Below are 19792 nucleotides of genomic sequence, written 5' to 3' on the forward strand. Positions count from 1 at the left end.
AATTGAGATGCGAATTGGTGGTCTAGCTACCGGAATGGACATTGATCAACTGGTAAATAAACTAATGACTGCAGAGCGGATGCCGCTTGATAGGATGGAACAGGATAAAACGACGCTCACGTGGAAACGTGACGGATTTCGTGATATGAACAAAGCTTTGCTTGATCTTGATCAGCTCATGCTTGATATGAAGCTGAGTAAGACGTATCAATCAAAAGCAGTTAGTTCTTCCAACGAATCAGCTGTGACTGCTACAGCAGCCTCAAAAGCGTCTGAAGGCGCCTATAATATTAACGTAACATCACTTGCCACAGCGGCAGTTTCCCTAAGTGGAGCAGTAGCTGATCCTGATCAAGCTCTAGATTCCAAATGGGCAGGTACATATACAATAGAGGGTAATGGTCAAGTTGGTGATCCACCGTCTGAGAGCTGGGAATTTGAAGTTAAAGATGGCGACACAATGAACGATGTCCTCAAACGTATTACGGATGGAAATAATGATGTCCGAGCTTTTTATGATGACAAGCAAGGTAAAATCATTATGGAGTCAACAAAAACCGGTGAATATGGTCAGCTAACTATTACGAGTGGACCAGATAACACAGGTACTACAGATTTTTTTGATACCGTTATGAATATGTCAGATCCAAGCGCAGTCCACAAACAGGGTACAGATGCACAATTCTCTTATAATGGTTTAGACTTGACGTCTAAAGACAATGCCTACGAACTGAATGGTATTAATTTTGAATTCAAAGGTGAAGGTACGGCCAGTTTAACCGTGAAGAACGACGTCGATGCAACGTTTGATAAAATAATGAAGTTTGTGGACACGTATAATAAAGCAATTGAAACGTTAAATGATTCACAACAAGAAGAAAAGCATAATGAGTTCCGACCACTGACTTCAAAACAGAAAGAAGATATGTCTGAAAAAGAAATTGAGCTGTGGGAAGAAAAAGCGAAAAGTGGTATGCTACGAGGCGAATCTATTATTACTGATGGTATGTTTGGTTTAAGAAGAAGCTGGTATTCTCAAGTCGAGACCGGAGGAGAATATACATCTGTAACAGAGATTGGCATCACAACAGGTAAAAATTATTTGAACGGTGGAAAGCTTGAAGTTGATGAGGAGAAGCTTAAGGCAGCTCTTAGAGACAATCCAGATGACGTGCAAAAGCTTTTCTCGAATAGTGCTGAAGGTGCAGAGCGTGGCCTCATAAATCGCGTAGAAGATGCTGTTAAATCAACAATGGGCCGAATAGAAGAGCGCGCAGGTAAAGGTACAGATACCCTCGACAATTATAGTCTTGGGAAGAGGCTCAAAGACTTAGATGGGCGTATGTCAGATTTTGAAGCAAAGCTCACACGTGTAGAAACCCGCTATTGGAACGAGTTTACGGCAATGGAGAAAGCGATCCAACGTATGAACATGCAATCACAACAGTTGATGTCACAATTTGGTGGCGGCATGTAAATCGTATATGTTGCCTAGCATTAACGCGCTGTAGTTCCACTTCAACAGGTTACAAAAGCGTAACAGTTTAAAGGAGCGCAATCAAGAGCCCAACTAATTGATGATTTTAAATTAAGGAGTGCAATAATCATGGCTTATCAAAAGAAATACGAAGCCTATAAAACAAACGCAGTGACGACAGCATCGGGTGGCGAATTAACGTTAATGCTTTATAATGGATGCATTAAATTTATTAAGAAGGCAATGCTTGATTTAAATGAAGGCAATTTTGAAGCTAAAAATACGTCTATCCAAAAAGCTCAAGACATTATTCAAGAATTAATGCTGACACTTGATAAAAATGTTGCGATTTCCAATGAGATGCTACCAATTTATGATTATATTTTATATTGCTTACGCGAAGGTAACATCAAAAATGATGAAAGTAAGTTGCAGGAAGCATTGTCTTTTACAACAGAGTTTCGGGATACATGGAAGCAGGTTCTCTTAAAGACGCGACAAAATCAATATGAACAAGGTGCCCGAGTATAATGGGAGACATAAAAGCGTTATTAAATGTAACGGAAGAACTTGCTGATTTATTTGAACAGCCTGTTACCTCCAAAGATAGAAGTAAAATCATAGTTGATATAAATCGTCTGATTGAAGCGCGTGGGCACATTATGGAAATGATTAAACCGCCATTCACTGAAGAAGAAAAACAGATCGGTGAACAAGTCGTTATGTTGAATAATGTGATTAAATATGAAATGGATCAGCTCTTCGCTGAACTGAAAACAGAAATGAAGCAAATGAAGCAGCTTAAACGTTCAAATCAATCCTATACAAATCCATATCAACATGTGAACACAATGGACGGCATGTTTATGGATAGTAAAAAGTAGTAAAAATGCTTGATAATAGGGATTATACGTCATTATGAACGTTTATTTTTCTATTTAAATCTGTTAATTTAAAATGTTAAAGGCTTTTTAGAGGTAATTATGAGGGAAACGTAGTATAATATAAGTATAAGGATGAAAGGAGGACACTTATATGCTTTATAACATCCGTGGTGAAAATATCGAGGTGACTGGAGCTATAAAAAGCTACATTGAAAAGAAAGTTGGTAAACTAGAAAGATATTTTGATACACCACCTACATCCGAGGTACACGTTAATTTAAGTGTCTATAATGACGAACAACGGATTGAAATTACAATCCCCATGACAAATCTGCTGTTAAGAGCAGAAGAGGAACATGTGGATATGTATGCTGCGATTGATCTCGTTGTAGACAAATTGGAAAGACAAATCCGCAAATATAAAACAAAGGTCAATCGTAAGTTCAAAAAAGAAGGTGCACCAAAACATATTTTTGCAGAAATGCAAAATGAAGCAAAGAAGAATGAAACAGATTCAGATGAAATTGATATTGTTCGAACAAAACGCTTTACTTTGAAGCCTATGGATTCAGAGGAAGCCGTTCTACAGATGGATATGCTCGGTCATGCCTTCTTCGTGTTTACGAATGCCGATACTCAACAAACGAATGTCGTATATCGTCGTAAAGATGGTAGATATGGCTTGATTGAACCGAACAATTAAAACATTCACATAGAAACGTTTAAAGGTGATCCCTAAAATATGGGGATCACCTTTTTGTCAAGACAAGCAAATCAGTCAAATAGATGTGCTTGTCACTCACCCAGTTGTCATTGACATTAGTATAATGTTATTATTAAAGATATGAACTAAAGATTTTTCATTTAATCGAGGTGCGTTGAACATGGCAGGTTTGTTGAAAAAAATATTTGGCGATGGCAATCAAAAGCAGCTTAATCGCCTCCAAAAGCAAGCTGATAATATTGAGGCACTTGAACCGGAGTACGAACGCCTGTCAGATGCCGAATTGGTCAATAAAACAGAGGAATTTAAAACACGGTACAATAACGGTGAAACACTTGATGACCTACTCGTTGAAGCCTATGCTGTTGTTAGAGAAGCTTCAAAGCGCGTCCTAAACATGCGTCCTTTTTCTGTTCAAATTATGGGAGCAATCGCACTCCATGAAGGCAATATAGCCGAGATGAAAACAGGGGAAGGTAAAACACTTGCTTCCACGATGCCAGCTTATTTAAATGCATTGGCAGGGAAAGGTGTCCATATTATTACTGTTAACGACTATCTTGCTGAACGTGATGCGAAGGAAATGGGCGAGCTGTTTAACTTTCTTGGCTTGACAGTCGGTTTAAATGGTAATGGTCTGTCGAAGGAAGAGAAACGTGACGCTTATTATTGTGATATCACATACGGTACAAACAATGAATATGGCTTTGACTATTTGCGTGACAACATGGTGTTGTATAAAGAACAAATGGTCCAACGTCCATTGAATTTTGCGATCATTGATGAAGTTGACTCAATCTTAATTGACGAAGCACGTACACCGTTAATTATATCGGGATCTGCTCAGAAGTCAGCATCTATGTATCAACGAGCGGATTCTTTTGTCCGTACATTGAAGCATGAAACGGATTATACGTATGATGAAAAGACAAAGGGTGTTCAATTAACAGAAGAAGGCATTAACAAAGCAGAGCAGTATTTTGCAATTGAAAATTTGTTTGATTTAAATAACGTTACACTTACACATCATATTAACCAAGCACTCAAAGCTCATGCTTCTATGCACCGTGATATGGATTACGTTGTTCAAGAAGGCGAAGTCATCATCGTCGATCAGTTTACTGGTCGTTTAATGAAAGGGCGTCGCTATAGTGATGGACTCCATCAAGCAATTGAAGCAAAGGAAGGCCTTCATATTCAAAATGAGAGTATGACCCTTGCATCGATTACATTCCAAAACTTTTTCCGGATGTACAATAAACTGGCGGGTATGACAGGTACAGCTAAAACAGAGGAAGAAGAATTCCGTAACATTTATAATATGGATGTTATCGCAATCCCAACGAACAAACCAATTGTTCGTGACGATAAAGCTGATATGATTTATAAAACAATTGAAGGTAAGTTTAACGCGGTCATTGAAGACATTAAAGCCCGCTATGAAAAGGGACAGCCTGTTCTTGTCGGTACAGTTGCTGTTGAGACGTCCGAAGTAATCTCTAAGCTCCTTAAAAAAGCGGGCGTTAAGCATGATGTATTGAATGCGAAAAACCACTATAGAGAAGCTGAAATTATTGAAAATGCCGGTCAGCCAAAGTCTGTTACGATTGCAACGAACATGGCTGGACGCGGAACCGATATTAAACTCGGTGAAGGTGTGAAGGATCTTGGCGGTTTAGCGGTTATTGGGACAGAGCGTCATGAATCACGCAGAATTGACAATCAGCTCCGCGGGCGTTCAGGACGTCAAGGTGATCCAGGTGTGACACAATTTTATTTATCTATGGAAGATGAGTTAATGCGTCGCTTCGGATCTGATAATTTGCGTTCCATGATGGACCGTTTAGGTATGGATGATTCCCAGCCGCTCGAAAGTAAAATGGTCTCACGGGCCGTTGAATCAGCGCAAAAGCGTGTTGAAGGTAACAACTTTGACGCCCGTAAAACGGTCTTGTCATATGATGATGTCTTACGTGAACAACGTGAAATCATTTATAAACAGCGATTTGATGTCATTGACGCTGACGGTGATTTACGCGAGATCATTGAAAATATGATCCTTTCATCACTTCAACGCGTCATCCATACACATACACAGGACGATGACGATGCGAACTGGCAAATAGAATCAATTATTGAATACATCCACGGGACGCTACTTGAACCTGGTGACATCGATGTCAAGGACTTAAAAGGCAAGGATCCAGAAGAAATGATCGATTTCGTTATGGACAAAGTCCGTGTCCGCTATGATGAAAAGGTGGAGGAATTAACGCCAGAGCAAATGAACGAATTTGAAAAAGTTATTTTGCTTCGAACGGTTGATACGAAATGGATGGATCATATTGATCAGATGGATCAACTTCGTCAAGGCATCCACCTAAGAGCGTATGGACAAAATGATCCGTTACGTGAATATCAAATGGAAGGCTTCGCAATGTTCGAGGAAATGATTGCGAGCATTGAAGATGAAGTTGCCAAATACGTAATGAAAGCACAAATTAGAGATAATCTCCAACGTGAGAATGTCGCCAAAAACACCCAAGCCGTTTCTGGTGGACAAAATGAGGGCGAAAAGCGAAGAAAACCGTATGTCAAGAAAGAGAATGTCGGTCGTAATGATCCATGTCCGTGTGGCAGTGGGAAGAAATATAAGCAATGTCACGGACAGTAATGATGTATAATGTTGTGGCCGGAGCAGCGACTGCTCTGGCCACATTGTCTGAAAAGCACAAGTTATTATTAAGATGTTCACAGAACAAGTAAGAAATTTAATCAAACTATTTTCGAGGTGAATGAGATGGATATGACAGAAATTAGACAGGAATTAGATCAGATGGAAAAACGCATTGCGGACTTTAGGGGGTCTCTTTGACCTCGATACAAAAAAGCAACGCATTGAGGAATTAGAGCTCGACATGACAGCACCAGGTTTTTGGGATGACCAGGCAAGTGCGCAAAAGGTGATTAATGAAGTGAACGGTTTGAAATCATATGTTGGTGCCTTTGAAGAGATTGCTCAGCAGCTTGAAGATTTAGAAGTATCGCATGAGCTTGTCAAAGAAGAAAATGATGAAGAACTGTTTGAAGAGTTGGATAAAGAAACGCAAGCTTTAATGAAGGCTGTCAGTGAATTTGAACTACAGATGCTATTAAGTGATCCATATGATGCCAACAATGCTATTTTGGAATTGCATCCAGGTGCAGGTGGCACAGAGTCTCAGGACTGGGCGAGCATGCTATTAAGAATGTACCAGAGATGGGCGGAACAGAAAAACTTCCAAGTCGAAACGTTGGATTATCTTGCTGGCGATGAAGCGGGCGTAAAAAGTGTGACCTTATTAATAAAAGGTCACAACGCTTACGGTTATTTAAAGGCAGAAAAGGGTGTTCATCGTCTCGTACGTATTTCTCCTTTTGACTCATCAGGCAGACGGCATACATCGTTTGTATCCTGTGATGTGCTCCCAGAAATAACAGATGATGTGGACGTCGACATTAAGAATGAAGATATCAAAATAGATACGTACAGAGCGAGCGGTGCTGGTGGACAGCACGTTAACAAAACCGATTCAGCAGTTCGTTTGACCCATATCCCGACAAATATTATCGTTACGTGTCAATCAGAACGGTCGCAAATTAAAAACCGAGAAACAGCGATGAAAATGCTGAAGGCAAAGCTGTATCAAGTAGAGCTTGAAAAGCAGCAGCAAGAACTCGCAGACATACGTGGTGAACAAAAAGAGATTGGCTGGGGCAGTCAAATTCGCTCCTACGTATTTCATCCTTATACGATGGTAAAGGATCATCGGACAAATGTAGAAGCGGGTAACGCGCAGGGCGTCATGGACGGTGACCTTGAACCATTTATCGATGCGTATTTGCGTTCACAAATAAATTAACAGCTCAACTTCCATTAAATGTCAACAAATTGACACATTTCTTCTAGTGCAGGCGGCATATGCATTTATGTAAGATATCTACTGTAATGATATTGGTAACGTCATTGCATAACCATTTAAAAAATGCCGTATTCGGTTATACTTAAGAAGACATATATTTTACAACATTAGATAGGGGGATGTATCAATTTGAAGAAATGGTTAATAGCGTTGTTACTTGGTATAGTTCTGACCCTCGGAGCTTGTGGCGGCGGAAATGATAACAGTAGCGGTGGAGAAGTTAGTGAAGCAGACAGCATTTACAAAAGCAATTGTGCATCTTGTCATGGTGGTGACCTTGGCGGCGGCATGGGACCTGACCTAACGTCAATTGGTTCCAAGTATTCTAAGGATGATATTATTGATATCATTCAAAACGGGAAAGGTTCAATGCAGCCTATAAAAGGTGTCACAGATGAGGAAGCAGATACGCTTGCAAGCTGGTTAGCGAATAAAAAATAAGCAATAACTAAAAACTGTCCACATTTAATATGCGGGCAGTTTTTTTGTTAGAAATTTTAAGATTGTTATGTGTATTAGACTGAAATGTAAATGTAATAATTTTACGCCCAAAATCATTGCCGAAAAATGTTATAATGAGTAAAAGGTCATTATCTCTGTTTTTTGGAAGAGCATTCTGATAACAATGACCAATGAAAAATTACTTATTTAAAAGGTGAGTTGACAATGATTTTAATGGATGACATATATAAGAAATACGCAAATGGTGTCACAGCGCTTAATGGTATAAGCGTTGATATTAAACAAGGTGAATTTGTTTATATTGTTGGTCCAAGTGGGGCTGGTAAATCAACATTTATTAAATTGATGTATCGACAAGAAAAGCCAACTTCTGGAAAAATCATAATTAATGAAAAGGACTTACAAACACTGCAAGAAAAGGAAATTCCTTACTTACGCAGAGATATCGGTGTTGTCTTTCAGGATTTCAAACTACTTCCTAGATTGACAGTCTATGAAAATATTGCATTTGCTTTGGAAGTTATTGAAGAAACACCACGAAATATAAGAAGACGTGTGATGGATGTCTTAGATTTAGTTGGATTGAAAAACAAAGCACGGTTTATTCCTGATGAATTATCAGGTGGTGAACAACAACGTGTGTCAATTGCTAGAGCCATTGTCAATCATCCAAAACTGGTGATTGCTGATGAGCCGACTGGGAATTTGGACCCAGATACATCATGGGAAATTATGAGAACGTTAGAAGAAATTAATGATAAAGGAACGACTATCATTATGGCTACACATAGTAAAGAAATTGTTAACAAAATAAAAAAACGCGTCATTGCAATAGAAAACGGCGTCATTGTGCGTGATGAGCATCGAGGTGAATACGGTTATGAAGTTTAGAACGCTGAAACGTCATTTTCGAGAAGGCATTAAAAACATATTCCGAAACGGGTGGATGTCGATTGCATCAATAGGTGCTGTGACGGTTACACTCGTTCTTGTAAGTGCATTTCTCATAATTATGCTGAATTTAAACCAGATGGCTAAAAAAGTAGAAGCGGATGTTGTTATTAATGCGCTTATTGATTTGACGGCTGATTCAGAGGACATAAAGGCACTAGGTGAAGATATCGAAAAGCTCGATGGTGTTGAGTCGGTTATCTTTTCATCAAACGATGAAGAATTAAAGAAATTTATGGATAGTATGGGTGATGAAGGCGATTCATGGGGTCTCATTGATCAAGATAACCCATTAAGACATACGTATATTGTACAGCCGGCTAACCCCGGTGACACAGAACCACTTGCCAAAAAAATAGAAGAAATGGCCAATGTTTATAAAGTAAATTATGGACAAGATGTCATTAAAAATCTATTTCAATTTAATAAATACGCACGAACAATTGGGCTCGTTCTTATAGGCGGTCTGATTTTAACAGCCATTTTTCTAATATCTAATACGATCAAAATAACGATCATGGCCCGAAGTCGTGAAATTGGTATTATGAAGCTTGTCGGTGCGACAAATAACTTCATTCGCTGGCCTTTCTTTATTGAAGGGATGTTTCTCGGTATACTAGGGGCAATTATACCTATCATGAGTGTGCTTGGTATCTATTATTATATTGACGCCAATGTGGTTGATCGCATCACTTATGAGTTCTTCGATATTTTACCGTTCAATCCGTTTGCGTGGCAATTATCGCTATTGGTACTTGCTATAGGCGCATTAATCGGGATTTGGGGCAGTGTTATGAGTGTCCGTAAATTCTTGAATGTATAAGGGCGCACTTAAGTGCGAAACATGATTTGCAGAAAAGACGAATAACATCTACGATTAAAGACATCACATAATGGTTTGTGATGTCTTTATGATTTCTAAAATACGTGCTTTTCACGTATAATGTATTAACAACGAACGATTGTGTTTTGATTGTTGGGGATGAGCACGTGATACATATGATAGAGGTGACTTTATGAAAATGAAAAAGCTACACATTGTGTTGATACTAATGCTCGCATTTGTCCTTGGGCTTTCTGGGGCTTATGTAGGCAGTAAGCTGGCTCAGACAGATCAACCGATTGAACAAGAAGAGGGAGCGACCAATAACCAATCGAATGCGGATCGCCCAGATACTGTACAGCCGGATAAACTGAGTAAGGTTACTCAGACGTATGCTTTGATTAAAGAACACTTTATTGAGGACGTTGAGGATCAGAAGTTAATCGAAGGCGCAATTCAAGGCATGCTTCAAGTGCTTGAAGATCCTTTTACATCTTACATGGATGCTGAGACGATGAAGTCCTTTAATGAGCAAATTGAGTCTTCTTTTGAAGGAATCGGAGCAGAAGTAAGCTTAACGAATGGCGTCGTTACGATCGTATCACCTATTAAGGATTCACCAGCAGAAGCTGCAGGCTTACGGCCGAATGATAAAGTGTTGAGTGTTGATGGTGAGAGTATTGCAGGACTCGACCTTAATGAAGCTGTTGAAAAGATTCGTGGAGAAAAAGGTTCGGAAGTCGTTTTAGAAATTCAACGAACAGGCATATCTGAGTCATTTGATGTAACGATTGTTAGAGATGAGATTCCAGTTGAAACCGTTTATTCGGACATGAAGACAGCTGATGGTAAAAAGACTGGTATCATTGAAATCGCTTCATTCTCGGAACATACAGCTGAGGAGTTTACGACGCACCTTAATCAGCTTGAAGAAGATGGAATGAACGGTCTCGTAATCGATGTAAGAGGCAACCCGGGCGGCATACTTGAAGTTGTTGAAGATATTTTAGGACACTTTATCCCGAGTGATATGCCTTATATTCAAATTGAGAATCCAGATGGAACGAAGGATAAGTTTTACTCCAGTATTGAAGGTAAAAAAGATTATCCGATTAATGTTTTGATAGATGAAGGCAGTGCCTCCGCATCTGAAATTCTCGCAGTTGCGATGAAGGAAGCGGGCTATGATGTTATCGGTAAAACGAGCTATGGTAAAGGGACTGTCCAAAAGGCAATTCCGATTGACGAGGATGGCAGTGCCATTAAGCTGACATTTTATAAGTGGTTATCGCCAAATGGCAAGTGGATTAACGAGGTTGGTGTTGAACCGACAATAGAGGTTGATCAGCCTGAGTACTATTACACGAGCCCTATAGATGTTGAAGAACCGCTACAGTATGACCAAACAGGTGAAAAGATTAAGAACATCCAATTGATGCTCGAAGGCCTTGGGTATAATCCAGGTCGGAAAGATGGCTATTTTAACCAGGAAACAGAAGCTGCAGTAAAGGCGTTTCAAGCAGATGAAAAGCTCACCAGCTCTGGGCAGGTTGATAAGGATACAGCTGGTCGTCTTGCAGAAAAAATGATTCAAAAAGTTCGAAGTGGGGATGACGACCGCCAGCTTGAAGAGGCATTAAATGTCTTATATTAAAGGTAGTATGAATGTCTTTGTTTAGCATGATTGGACTTGAGCTCGAGAATTCCGCAGGCGAGGCGTGCGGAATTCTCCTTATACATATTAAGTAAATCATTTCGGTTAGTCGGACTAAAATGATGACAAGGCATTCGAGGGAGTAGGTGAATATCGTGTTGGAAGAATGGGGCATTGAACTGGCTAAAGGTGTAGGCCGGTTATTTTTAAACCCGCTATTATATTGGTTCATTATATTGGTTTTTGTCGTAGGATATAAAAGGATTCGTCGTAGTCGGCGCACTTTTGGAACGAAAATTTTCGGTGTTGGCGATGAATTATCTTATACGTTGGGGACATCTTTACTTGCAGGTACTTTCATTTCAATTGTGTTCATCGGTGGAGGCGTTGTATTTTCATATCAAACGCTGTTCTTATTAAGTATTGTCTTCATCTTACTCAGTTGTACATTTCGTTTGACACTTTTGTCTCCAAGCTATTCTGTAGGTATTGCATATTTATTGCTCTTATTCTTACCTCTTGTTATAGAACGTCAGTCTTTCTTTAAACAGTCTTTGTTTGCGGAAACGAATTTCGTAGGATTGTCGCTCTTAGTTGGCCTGTTTCTTATTGTGGAGGGTTTCTTGCTGAAACAGACGAAAAACGCCCATACATATCCTGATCTCTATTTAACGCGTCGTGGTAAATGGATTGGTCGTCATCATCTTAGTAAGTTGGCTGTAATTCCTTTCTTTACGCTTATACCTACAGGAACGTTAGAGCCTTTTGCTGATTATTGGCCTTACGTAGCGATAAATGGAGAAACGTATGGACTAATCTTGTTCCCATTTGTCATTGGTTTTGACCATATCGCTAAAGGAACGCTGCCGCAAAAAGCTGCCGAACGCTTATCTCGTTCAACGATATTACATGGCTTAATCGTCTTATTCTTCGCAGTCGGTAGTATTTATGTTGGCTGGTTAGCGACAATTGCCATTGGGGTCGCCATTCTAGGAAAAGAGCTGATCAATTATCGTTATCGCATCACTGAATCCCAAAAACGCCCGTATTTTCCTGAGCGTGATCAAGGATTGGCTGTTCTAGAGATCATCCCAGAATCACCTGCTGCACGTCTCGATATCATGGCAGGTGATACGATCAAAAAAGTAAATGGAAAGCAAGTTGATTCCATTCAGACGTTTTATGAAGCGTTACAATATAGCGGTGCATTTTTTAAACTAGAGCTCATTGATACGAGAGGGGAAATACGCTTCGTACAAAGCGCCTTTTATGAAGGTGAGCATCATGAACTCGGAATTGTATTTGTAAAACCACCTTTTCGACATTAAAAAGAAAAATTTCTTAAAAAAGGGAATCAACATCGACGCGACCTGGTCGGATGTTGATCCTTTTTTGTTACATGTACATTCGACTTAACGCCGTTGGAAATCCTCATCAATCGGAGAGCGCATTATGTCATTTAATTCTTACGTCAAAAAAGTCGAAAGAATATCTTATACATATTTTATGCTTCATAACACATTATAATTGATGTTAAAAGATGGGAAGGATAGGCGCTTATAAGACCATGCATACATAAATGAAGGGGAGAGTAGATCGGAGTTATGATAAGGTTTCAAGGTTACGTTATATTTATGATCAGTATGGGTGGTCGACATGTTGACGTGGTTACAGTAAGTTTAAAACACCAAAAAAGTCGAATGCCTGTTCTGTTTATGATATAATCATAAATGTTACGAAATAATATCGGCTAGCGTGCCGATTTTTTGATTGAACGGATGAGTATGTGTTACACAAAAGAATAGAAGGTTCTTTTATTCGGATGATTTAGAAATGGATTCAGCCGGACAGTTTGTCGGAAATAAGTGTAAATGGTTAAATTGTCCGTTAATGCGACATGAAATTGAGTAGGAGGCTTGCATTGTGGATCATACGTTTGAACTGGTGTCGCCTTACGAACCGCAAGGCGATCAGCCAAAAGCAATTAAAGAATTAGTAGATAACATTCTTGCTGGTCAACGGCACCAGACCTTGTTAGGGGCAACCGGCACGGGAAAAACATTTACCGTTTCTAATGTCGTCAAGGAAATTAATCGACCGACGTTGGTTATTGCTCATAATAAAACGCTTGCCGGTCAGTTATACAGCGAATTCAAAGAATTTTTTCCGAATAATGCTGTTGAATATTTTGTCAGCTATTACGATTATTATCAACCAGAGGCTTATGTACCATCGACGGATACGTTCATTGAAAAGGATGCAAGCATTAATGATGAAATTGATAAGCTTCGTCACTCTGCTACATCATCTCTGTTTGAAAGAGAGGACGTTCTGATCGTTGCAAGTGTTTCATGTATTTATGGTCTCGGTTCTCCAGAAGAATACGGAAGCCAAGTGTTGTCCCTTCGTATGGGTATGGAAAAAGATCGTGATGAACTGTTGCGCAATCTTGTTGATATACAGTATGCGAGAAATGATATTGATTTTCAGCGTGGCACATTTCGGGTTAGGGGTGACTCGGTTGAAATTATTCCTGCATCCCATGAAGAGCATTGTATGCGTATTGAATTTTTCGGCGATGAAATTGACAGAATTCGGGAAGTTGATGCATTGACAGGTGAAATTATCGGTGACCGTGAGCATGTTGCGATTTTCCCTGCTTCTCACTTTGTGACCCGTGAAGAAAAGCTCAAAAAAGCGATTATCAATATTGAGAAAGAGCTTGAAGAACGTCTAAAGGAATTAAGGGACGATAACAAGCTTTTAGAAGCTCAAAGGCTCGAACAACGGACAAAATATGATTTGGAAATGATGAATGAAATGGGCTTTTGCTCTGGTATTGAGAACTATTCACGTCATTTGACTTTCCGAGAAGCGGGTGCAACGCCTTATACGCTTCTGGACTATTTTCCAGACGACTTTCTCGTTGTTATTGATGAGTCGCATGTGACGCTCCCACAAATTCGAGGCATGTACAATGGAGACAGAGCTCGAAAGCAAGTCCTTGTTGATCATGGATTTAGACTGCCGTCAGCCTTAGACAATCGGCCACTTAAATTTGATGAATTTGAAACAAATACGCATCAGCTTGTATACGTATCAGCGACACCTGGTCCATATGAGCTGGAACATACACCATATATGACAGAGCAAATTATTCGTCCTACCGGATTGCTTGATCCGGAAATAGAGGTTCGTCCTATTGATGGGCAAATTGATAACTTAATCGGTGAGATTAATATTCGTGCGGAAAAAAATGAACGTGTTCTCGTAACGACATTAACGAAAAAAATGTCAGAGGACTTAACCGATTATTTGAAGGAGATTGGTATTAAAGTTGCTTACCTTCATTCGGAAATTAAGACGCTAGAACGCATCGAAATTATCCGAGATCTTCGTGTTGGAAAGTATGATGTGCTCATTGGCATCAATCTACTTCGTGAAGGACTTGATATACCTGAAGTATCTCTTGTAGCGATACTTGATGCGGATAAAGAAGGCTTCCTCAGATCGGAACGCTCTCTTATTCAAACGATGGGACGTGCCGCTCGAAATGAAAATGGCCGCGTTATTATGTACGCTGATAAAATAACCCATTCAATGCAAGTTGCAATGGATGAGACGAATCGCCGTCGAGAGAAGCAACAGGCCTATAATAAGGCACACGGAATTACGCCAAAAACAATTAAAAAAGATGTGAGAGACGTTATTCGTGCAACAATGGCAGCCGAAGAACAAGAAGGCTACACGGATAAAGCTGCCAGCTTATCAAAATTAGATAAGAAAGACAAAGCCCAAGTGATTGAACAGATGGAAAAAGAAATGAAGGAAGCTGCAAAAGCACTTGATTTTGAGAAGGCAGCTGAGCTACGCGACGTCATTTTTGAACTTAAAGCGGAAGGGTGACCTGTACATGACAAGTAAATATATTCAAATCCAAGGTGCCCGGGCACACAACTTAAAAAATATTGATGTGAAGATACCTAAGCATAAGCTTGTTGTTGTGACAGGTTTATCAGGATCTGGAAAATCGTCACTTGCGTTTGATACGATTTATGCTGAAGGACAGCGGCGTTATGTTGAAAGTCTCTCGGCCTATGCGAGACAATTCCTTGGACAAATGGATAAGCCTGATGTTGATGCAATCGAGGGACTTGCACCTGCCATTTCGATTGATCAAAAAACGACGAGTCGTAATCCACGCTCAACTGTTGGTACGGTTACTGAGATTTACGATTATTTACGCCTTCTTTATGCGCGCATTGGTCGTCCAACATGCCCGATACATGGGATTGAAATCACATCTCAGACCGTACAGCAAATGGTTGATCGTATTATGGATTACCCTGAACGAACAAAATTACAAATATTGGCACCTGTCGTTTCTGGCCGTAAGGGTGAGCATGAAAAGACGTTTGAAAAACTGAAGCAAGAAGGCTATGTTCGCATACGTGTAGATGGTGAAATGCGTGAAGTGACGGAAGATATTCAGCTTGATAAAAATAAAAAACATTCGATAGAAGTTGTCGTTGATCGGATTATCGTTAAAAAAGGTGTAGAAGGCCGTTTGAGCGACTCTATTGAAACAGCCCTTCCTCTTGGAGAAGGGAAGATAATCGTTGACGTCATTGGTGAAGAAGAATTGATGTTTAATGAACATCACGCTTGTCCGGTATGTGGGTTTTCTATTGGAGAACTTGAACCGCGTCTTTTCTCTTTTAATAGCCCGTATGGTGCATGTCCAACCTGTGACGGACTCGGAACGAATCTGGAGGTTGATCTTGATTTAGTTATCCCAGATTGGAACTTGTCTCTCAATGACAATGCTATCGTACCGTGGCAACCTATTAGCTCACAATATTATCCGCAGCTTTTAAAAAGTGTATGCAATCATTATGGCATTGATATGGATATCCCTGTGAAGGATATTCCTAAAAAGCTGCTCGATAAAGTATTATACGGAAGCGGAAAGGACAAAATTCGCTTTATTTATACGAATGATTTTGGACAAACACGAGACAGTCACGTGCAATTTGAAGGTGTGTTAAACAATTTGTCTCGGCGCTATCGTGAGACGTCTTCTGACTTTATTCGGGAAAACCTTGAAAAATATATGGCTCAAAAAAATTGCCCGACTTGTGAAGGGTATAGACTTAAAAATGAAGCACTTGCTGTTTTAATTGGTGGACAACATATTAGTCACGTAACCGATTATTCGATTATGGAAGTAAAAGCGTTTTTTGAAGGCTTAACATTAACAGAGAAGGAAACTCAAATTGCCCGTTTAATCCTAAAAGAAATATCTGCACGCTTAGAATTTTTGAACAACGTTGGGCTCGACTATTTAACACTATCTCGTGCGGCTGGGACGCTTTCAGGTGGAGAAGCACAACGTATTCGACTGGCGACGCAGATTGGGTCAGCCTTGACAGGTGTTTTATATGTACTTGATGAGCCATCAATCGGTTTACATCAACGGGATAACGATCGGTTAATTAACACCTTAAAGCAGATGCGTGATCTTGATAACACACTTATTGTTGTTGAACATGATGAAGACACGATGCTTGCGGCAGATTGGCTTATTGATATCGGACCAGGTGCTGGAGAGCATGGTGGTCAAATTGTTGCTGAAGGATCACCTGCAAAGGTAATGAAGCATAAAAAATCACTGACCGGACAATATTTATCTGGACAGAAATTCATTCCACTGCCAAGTTCTCGACGAGAAGGAAACGGAAAATATATAGACATCAATGGTGCATCAGAAAACAACTTAAAGCAGGTTGATGTCCGTATCCCAATCGGTTTGTTGAACGTCGTAACAGGTGTATCAGGCTCGGGTAAAAGTACGCTCGTAAATGAAGTGTTGTACAAAGCACTTGCCAAAAAGCTGAATAACGCGAAAATCAAGCCTGGTGCGCATCAATCAATTGACGGTATTGAGCATATTGAAAAGGTTATCGACATTGACCAGTCACCAATTGGGCGGACACCACGATCAAATCCGGCGACATACACGAGTGTGTTTGATGACGTTCGAGATGTCTTTGCCCAAACAAATGAAGCGAAAGTTCGTGGTTATAAAAAAGGCCGCTTCAGCTTTAACGTCAAAGGTGGACGCTGTGAAGCATGTCGTGGGGATGGCATTATAAAAATTGAAATGCATTTTCTACCTGACGTGTACGTGCCTTGTGAAGTGTGCGAGGGGAAACGCTATAATAGAGAAACGCTTGAAGTTAAATATAAAGGTAAAAACATATCCGACGTATTGGAAATGAGAATAGAGGAAGCGTTAGACTTCTTTGCCAACATTCCTAAAATTAAACGTAAGCTCCAAACGATAGATGATGTAGGTTTAGGCTATATCAAGCTTGGGCAGCCAGCGACAACATTATCAGGAGGAGAGGCGCAACGTGTGAAGCTAGCGAGTGAACTTCACAAACGCTCCAATGGCAAATCGTTTTATATTTTGGATGAGCCAACGACAGGGCTTCATACCGATGACATTAAACGATTAATGGATGTGCTTCAACGTATTGTAAATAATGGTGATACCGTTCTTATCATTGAGCACAATCTCGATGTCATAAAGGTCGCTGATCACATTATTGATCTCGGACCAGAAGGAGGCGACCGTGGCGGACAAATTATTGCCACAGGTTCTCCAGAGCATTTGGCCACCAGTGATGTATCTTATACAGGTAAATATTTGGCCCCGATACTTGACCGTGACAAAAAACGTACAGAAGAAGCTTGGAGCGAGAAAGAAAAGGCAGGCGTTTAATAAAACGACGACTGATTAGGGCTATTCCTCGATTAATATGGAATAGCTCATTTTCATTTTTTGAGAGTTTTATCGATTATGTGTTAAGTTCAATACTTAATTTTTGACGCATTCCAGTCATTTCGGTAATGTAAAGGAGAACTAGGAGGGAAACGAAATGGAACCAATTCAGATTGAACGTGTTCAAGAAAAATTAGATTCATTTGTAAACAGAGATGTGTATATTCATATAGAAACGACAAATGGTGCTTATGCCAGTCATTTTGATAAGAGTTCCTACAATGTAGGGGCTTATGTGCGTAATGCATCGATTGCTTTTAACCAAGCTAAAATTGTCGGAGATGGTCATTCATACAGAGTTGGATTGAAAATGGATAAAGGTTGGATTTACGCTGAAGGCTTAACAGATTGGACGATGCATAATGGCAATCAATTGCTCATGGCAGGTCATGATCGTGAAGGCCGTTTAATGGTCGCATTACAAATTAGTGAAACCCCTTTTGACTATTAATCATACAAGCTTATACTAAACAATAAATACAGATGTTTGCTTTAAAGCGATATAAAGAGAGAAAGGTGACTTTTATGGAATCACATGTCGTTGTTATATTTCCTCATCCAGACGATGAGTCATTTGGAACAGCAGGAACGATCGCAAAATTTCGTGAAGAAGGTGTTCCTGTAACCTATTTATGTGGAACGCTTGGGGAAATGGGCCGTAATATGGGTAAGCCAACTTTTGCGAACAGAGAAACATTGCCGCAAATTCGTAAACAAGAGTTAATCGATGCATGTAACGTACTCGATATCGACTTGCATATGCTTGGCTATCGCGATAAAACGATGGAATACGAAGACCGTCAAGAAGTGGCCCAACACATTAAACAATATATCGAGGATATCAAGCCTAGCCTTGTCATAACCCATTATCCAGGCTATGCTGTCCATCCAGATCATAATGCGATGGGAGCAGCTGCGATTGAAGCAATTCGGATGATTGATGAAGCAGAGCGTCCGACAGTTTGGACACATGCAATTGCAAATAATAGAGTAGATGTACTCGGAGAACCAGACGTAACCTTTGACGTACTCCCATGGTTTGATAAAAAAATGGAAGCCGTTCTTGCCCATGCATCTCAAGCTGGGGGTATGCTGGAGAGATTTAAAAGTTATGAAGGTCCTTCTGCCGATGAGAAAAAAGCCGCGCAGAAACGTCTAGGCCGAGAGCAATATTACATTTGGGACTTTAACAAAGCTTGATCAGCGGATAAAGCGTATTGGAAAAATTTACACAGGTTTAAAACAACGAATTTAAAAGGAGTGGGAGTATGACGAAACGATTGTATCGCTCAGAGTCAAAGCGCATGATCGCAGGCATATGTGGTGGCCTTGAAGATTATTTTAAAATCGATGCGACTTTAATTAGGCTCATTTTCGTAGCAGGTATGCTGTTTAGTGCATTTACCTTGTTTTTTGTATACTTAGTCGCCATCTTAGTCATACCGAATGAGTCGGAGGTGCAGTGATGTTCCTAAAATGGGTGATTTCCATTTTACTGAATGCTGTAGCGCTCGTTGTTGCCGCGCAGCTATTGGACGGGTTTATCATTGAAAGCTTTGGATGGGCCATCCTTGCAAGCGTCGTGTTAGGGTTATTTAATACGATCGTAAAGCCGATTCTCATCATGTTTACTTTGCCGATTACATTTATTAGTCTCGGGCTTTTTCTATTCGTCATTAATGCGACAACGCTTTGGTTTACGCAAATGGTCATAAAGGAAGAATTCGTCATTGATCATTTTGGCACAGCTGTATTGGCAGCCGTCATTATTTCTGTGTTGAATTTAATACTTAACAAGCTCGTAAAAGATGCTAAGTAATAAACAGCAATACTTGTAATTCGCAAGCTTACACGGCTTGCGGATTCTTATTTTTTTTATCTGTTCAATCGTTCCCACGATGTTTTTATGCTACAATAAATGTGATTGTGATTGACCTCAAGACCTCGTTGTTGTTCGTTCTAGATGGCGTTCGACAGCTGACAAAACTCATATATTGGGAGGCTCATG

The 19792-nt window shown here is 40.0% G+C and carries 17 protein-coding genes; all 17 read left to right on the forward strand.

Annotated elements, in window-relative coordinates; genetic code table 11:
- The first annotated feature begins 7 nt into the window (after positions 1-7).
- The 17 genes from HPC67_RS12810 (at position 8) to HPC67_RS12890 (ending at position 19603) form a co-directional block, all read left to right on the forward strand.
- Positions 8-1477, forward strand: coding sequence for a flagellar hook-associated protein 2 (locus tag HPC67_RS12810; RefSeq protein WP_217588528.1), 1470 nt, complete (start codon positions 8-10; stop codon positions 1475-1477).
- 129 nt (positions 1478-1606) lie between these two features.
- Positions 1607-2008 carry a flagellar export chaperone FliS gene (gene fliS / locus HPC67_RS12815; protein WP_217588530.1) on the forward strand — a complete coding sequence of 134 codons (402 nt, stop codon included), beginning with the start codon at positions 1607-1609 and terminating at the stop codon, positions 2006-2008.
- The gene (gene fliT / locus HPC67_RS12820) at positions 2008-2361 is read left to right on the forward strand and encodes a flagellar protein FliT (protein WP_217588532.1); all 354 of its coding nucleotides are present in this window, start codon (positions 2008-2010) and stop codon (positions 2359-2361) included. The genes fliS and fliT overlap by 1 nt, the downstream gene beginning before the upstream one ends.
- Positions 2362-2512: 151 nt before the next feature.
- Positions 2513-3064 carry a ribosome hibernation-promoting factor, HPF/YfiA family gene (gene hpf, locus HPC67_RS12825; protein ID WP_217588535.1) on the forward strand — a complete coding sequence of 184 codons (552 nt, stop codon included), beginning with the start codon at positions 2513-2515 and terminating at the stop codon, positions 3062-3064.
- Positions 3065-3245: 181 nt separating this feature from the next.
- Positions 3246-5759, forward strand: a complete 2514-nt coding sequence (gene secA, locus HPC67_RS12830; RefSeq protein ID WP_217588537.1) for a preprotein translocase subunit SecA — start codon at positions 3246-3248, stop codon at positions 5757-5759.
- A 126-nt stretch (positions 5760-5885) separates the two neighbouring features.
- Positions 5886-6987 (forward strand): peptide chain release factor 2 gene (prfB, locus tag HPC67_RS12835; RefSeq protein ID WP_217588539.1). Its coding sequence is split into 2 segments (ribosomal slippage): positions 5886-5957 and positions 5959-6987, totalling 1101 coding nucleotides; the frame shifts between segments, so codons are not numbered across the junction.
- Between the two features lie 189 nt (positions 6988-7176).
- On the forward strand, positions 7177-7488 hold the full coding sequence (gene cccB, locus HPC67_RS12840; protein ID WP_217588540.1) for a cytochrome c551: 312 nt from the start codon (positions 7177-7179) through the stop codon (positions 7486-7488).
- 225 nt (positions 7489-7713) lie between these two features.
- Entirely contained in the window at positions 7714-8400 is a 687-nt protein-coding gene (ftsE, locus tag HPC67_RS12845; protein ID WP_217588542.1) for a cell division ATP-binding protein FtsE, read from the forward strand.
- The gene (gene ftsX / locus HPC67_RS12850) at positions 8390-9283 is read left to right on the forward strand and encodes a permease-like cell division protein FtsX (protein ID WP_217588543.1); all 894 of its coding nucleotides are present in this window, start codon (positions 8390-8392) and stop codon (positions 9281-9283) included. Before ftsE ends, ftsX begins: the two co-directional genes overlap by 11 nt.
- Positions 9284-9476: 193 nt before the next feature.
- Positions 9477-10937: a S41 family peptidase gene (locus tag HPC67_RS12855; RefSeq protein ID WP_217588545.1), complete on the forward strand. Its 1461-nt coding sequence runs from the start codon at positions 9477-9479 to the stop codon at positions 10935-10937.
- 146 nt (positions 10938-11083) lie between these two features.
- The gene (locus tag HPC67_RS12860) at positions 11084-12265 is read left to right on the forward strand and encodes a PDZ domain-containing protein (protein ID WP_343327845.1); all 1182 of its coding nucleotides are present in this window, start codon (positions 11084-11086) and stop codon (positions 12263-12265) included.
- A 595-nt stretch (positions 12266-12860) separates the two neighbouring features.
- On the forward strand, positions 12861-14843 hold the full coding sequence (gene uvrB, locus HPC67_RS12865; RefSeq protein ID WP_217588547.1) for an excinuclease ABC subunit UvrB: 1983 nt from the start codon (positions 12861-12863) through the stop codon (positions 14841-14843).
- Between the two features lie 7 nt (positions 14844-14850).
- Complete coding sequence (gene uvrA / locus HPC67_RS12870; RefSeq protein ID WP_217588549.1) at positions 14851-17724, forward strand: excinuclease ABC subunit UvrA; 2874 nt, start codon at positions 14851-14853, stop codon at positions 17722-17724.
- Positions 17725-17881: 157 nt separating this feature from the next.
- Positions 17882-18235, forward strand: coding sequence for a YojF family protein (locus HPC67_RS12875; RefSeq protein WP_217588551.1), 354 nt, complete (start codon positions 17882-17884; stop codon positions 18233-18235).
- A 74-nt stretch (positions 18236-18309) separates the two neighbouring features.
- Complete coding sequence (gene bshB2 / locus HPC67_RS12880; RefSeq protein ID WP_217588552.1) at positions 18310-18984, forward strand: bacillithiol biosynthesis deacetylase BshB2; 675 nt, start codon at positions 18310-18312, stop codon at positions 18982-18984.
- Positions 18985-19052: 68 nt separating this feature from the next.
- Entirely contained in the window at positions 19053-19250 is a 198-nt protein-coding gene (locus HPC67_RS12885; RefSeq protein ID WP_217588558.1) for a PspC domain-containing protein, read from the forward strand.
- Entirely contained in the window at positions 19250-19603 is a 354-nt protein-coding gene (locus HPC67_RS12890; protein WP_217588559.1) for a phage holin family protein, read from the forward strand. Before HPC67_RS12885 ends, HPC67_RS12890 begins: the two co-directional genes overlap by 1 nt.
- The last annotated feature ends 189 nt before the right edge of the window (positions 19604-19792 follow it).

Origin of the sequence: Lentibacillus saliphilus (assembly GCF_019093865.1) — a bacterium.
GTDB classification, from domain to species: domain Bacteria; phylum Bacillota; class Bacilli; order Bacillales; family Amphibacillaceae; genus Lentibacillus_B; species Lentibacillus_B saliphilus.

Excerpts from the sequence above, each read along its gene's own strand:
- fliT (WP_217588532.1), top strand. The coding sequence starts at position 2,008 with ATGGGAGACATAAAAGCGTTATTAAATGTAACGGAAGAACTTGCTGAT.
- bshB2 (WP_217588552.1), top strand. The coding sequence starts at position 18,310 with ATGGAATCACATGTCGTTGTTATATTTCCTCATCCAGACGATGAGTCA.
- HPC67_RS12855 (WP_217588545.1), top strand. The coding sequence starts at position 9,477 with ATGAAAATGAAAAAGCTACACATTGTGTTGATACTAATGCTCGCATTT.
- HPC67_RS12885 (WP_217588558.1), top strand. The coding sequence starts at position 19,053 with ATGACGAAACGATTGTATCGCTCAGAGTCAAAGCGCATGATCGCAGGC.
- ftsE (WP_217588542.1), top strand. The coding sequence starts at position 7,714 with ATGATTTTAATGGATGACATATATAAGAAATACGCAAATGGTGTCACA.
- ftsX (WP_217588543.1), top strand. The coding sequence starts at position 8,390 with ATGAAGTTTAGAACGCTGAAACGTCATTTTCGAGAAGGCATTAAAAAC.
- HPC67_RS12875 (WP_217588551.1), top strand. The coding sequence starts at position 17,882 with ATGGAACCAATTCAGATTGAACGTGTTCAAGAAAAATTAGATTCATTT.
- secA (WP_217588537.1), top strand. The coding sequence starts at position 3,246 with ATGGCAGGTTTGTTGAAAAAAATATTTGGCGATGGCAATCAAAAGCAG.
- HPC67_RS12890 (WP_217588559.1), top strand. The coding sequence starts at position 19,250 with ATGTTCCTAAAATGGGTGATTTCCATTTTACTGAATGCTGTAGCGCTC.
- HPC67_RS12810 (WP_217588528.1), top strand. The coding sequence starts at position 8 with ATGCGAATTGGTGGTCTAGCTACCGGAATGGACATTGATCAACTGGTA.
- uvrA (WP_217588549.1), top strand. The coding sequence starts at position 14,851 with ATGACAAGTAAATATATTCAAATCCAAGGTGCCCGGGCACACAACTTA.
- hpf (WP_217588535.1), top strand. The coding sequence starts at position 2,513 with ATGCTTTATAACATCCGTGGTGAAAATATCGAGGTGACTGGAGCTATA.
- fliS (WP_217588530.1), top strand. The coding sequence starts at position 1,607 with ATGGCTTATCAAAAGAAATACGAAGCCTATAAAACAAACGCAGTGACG.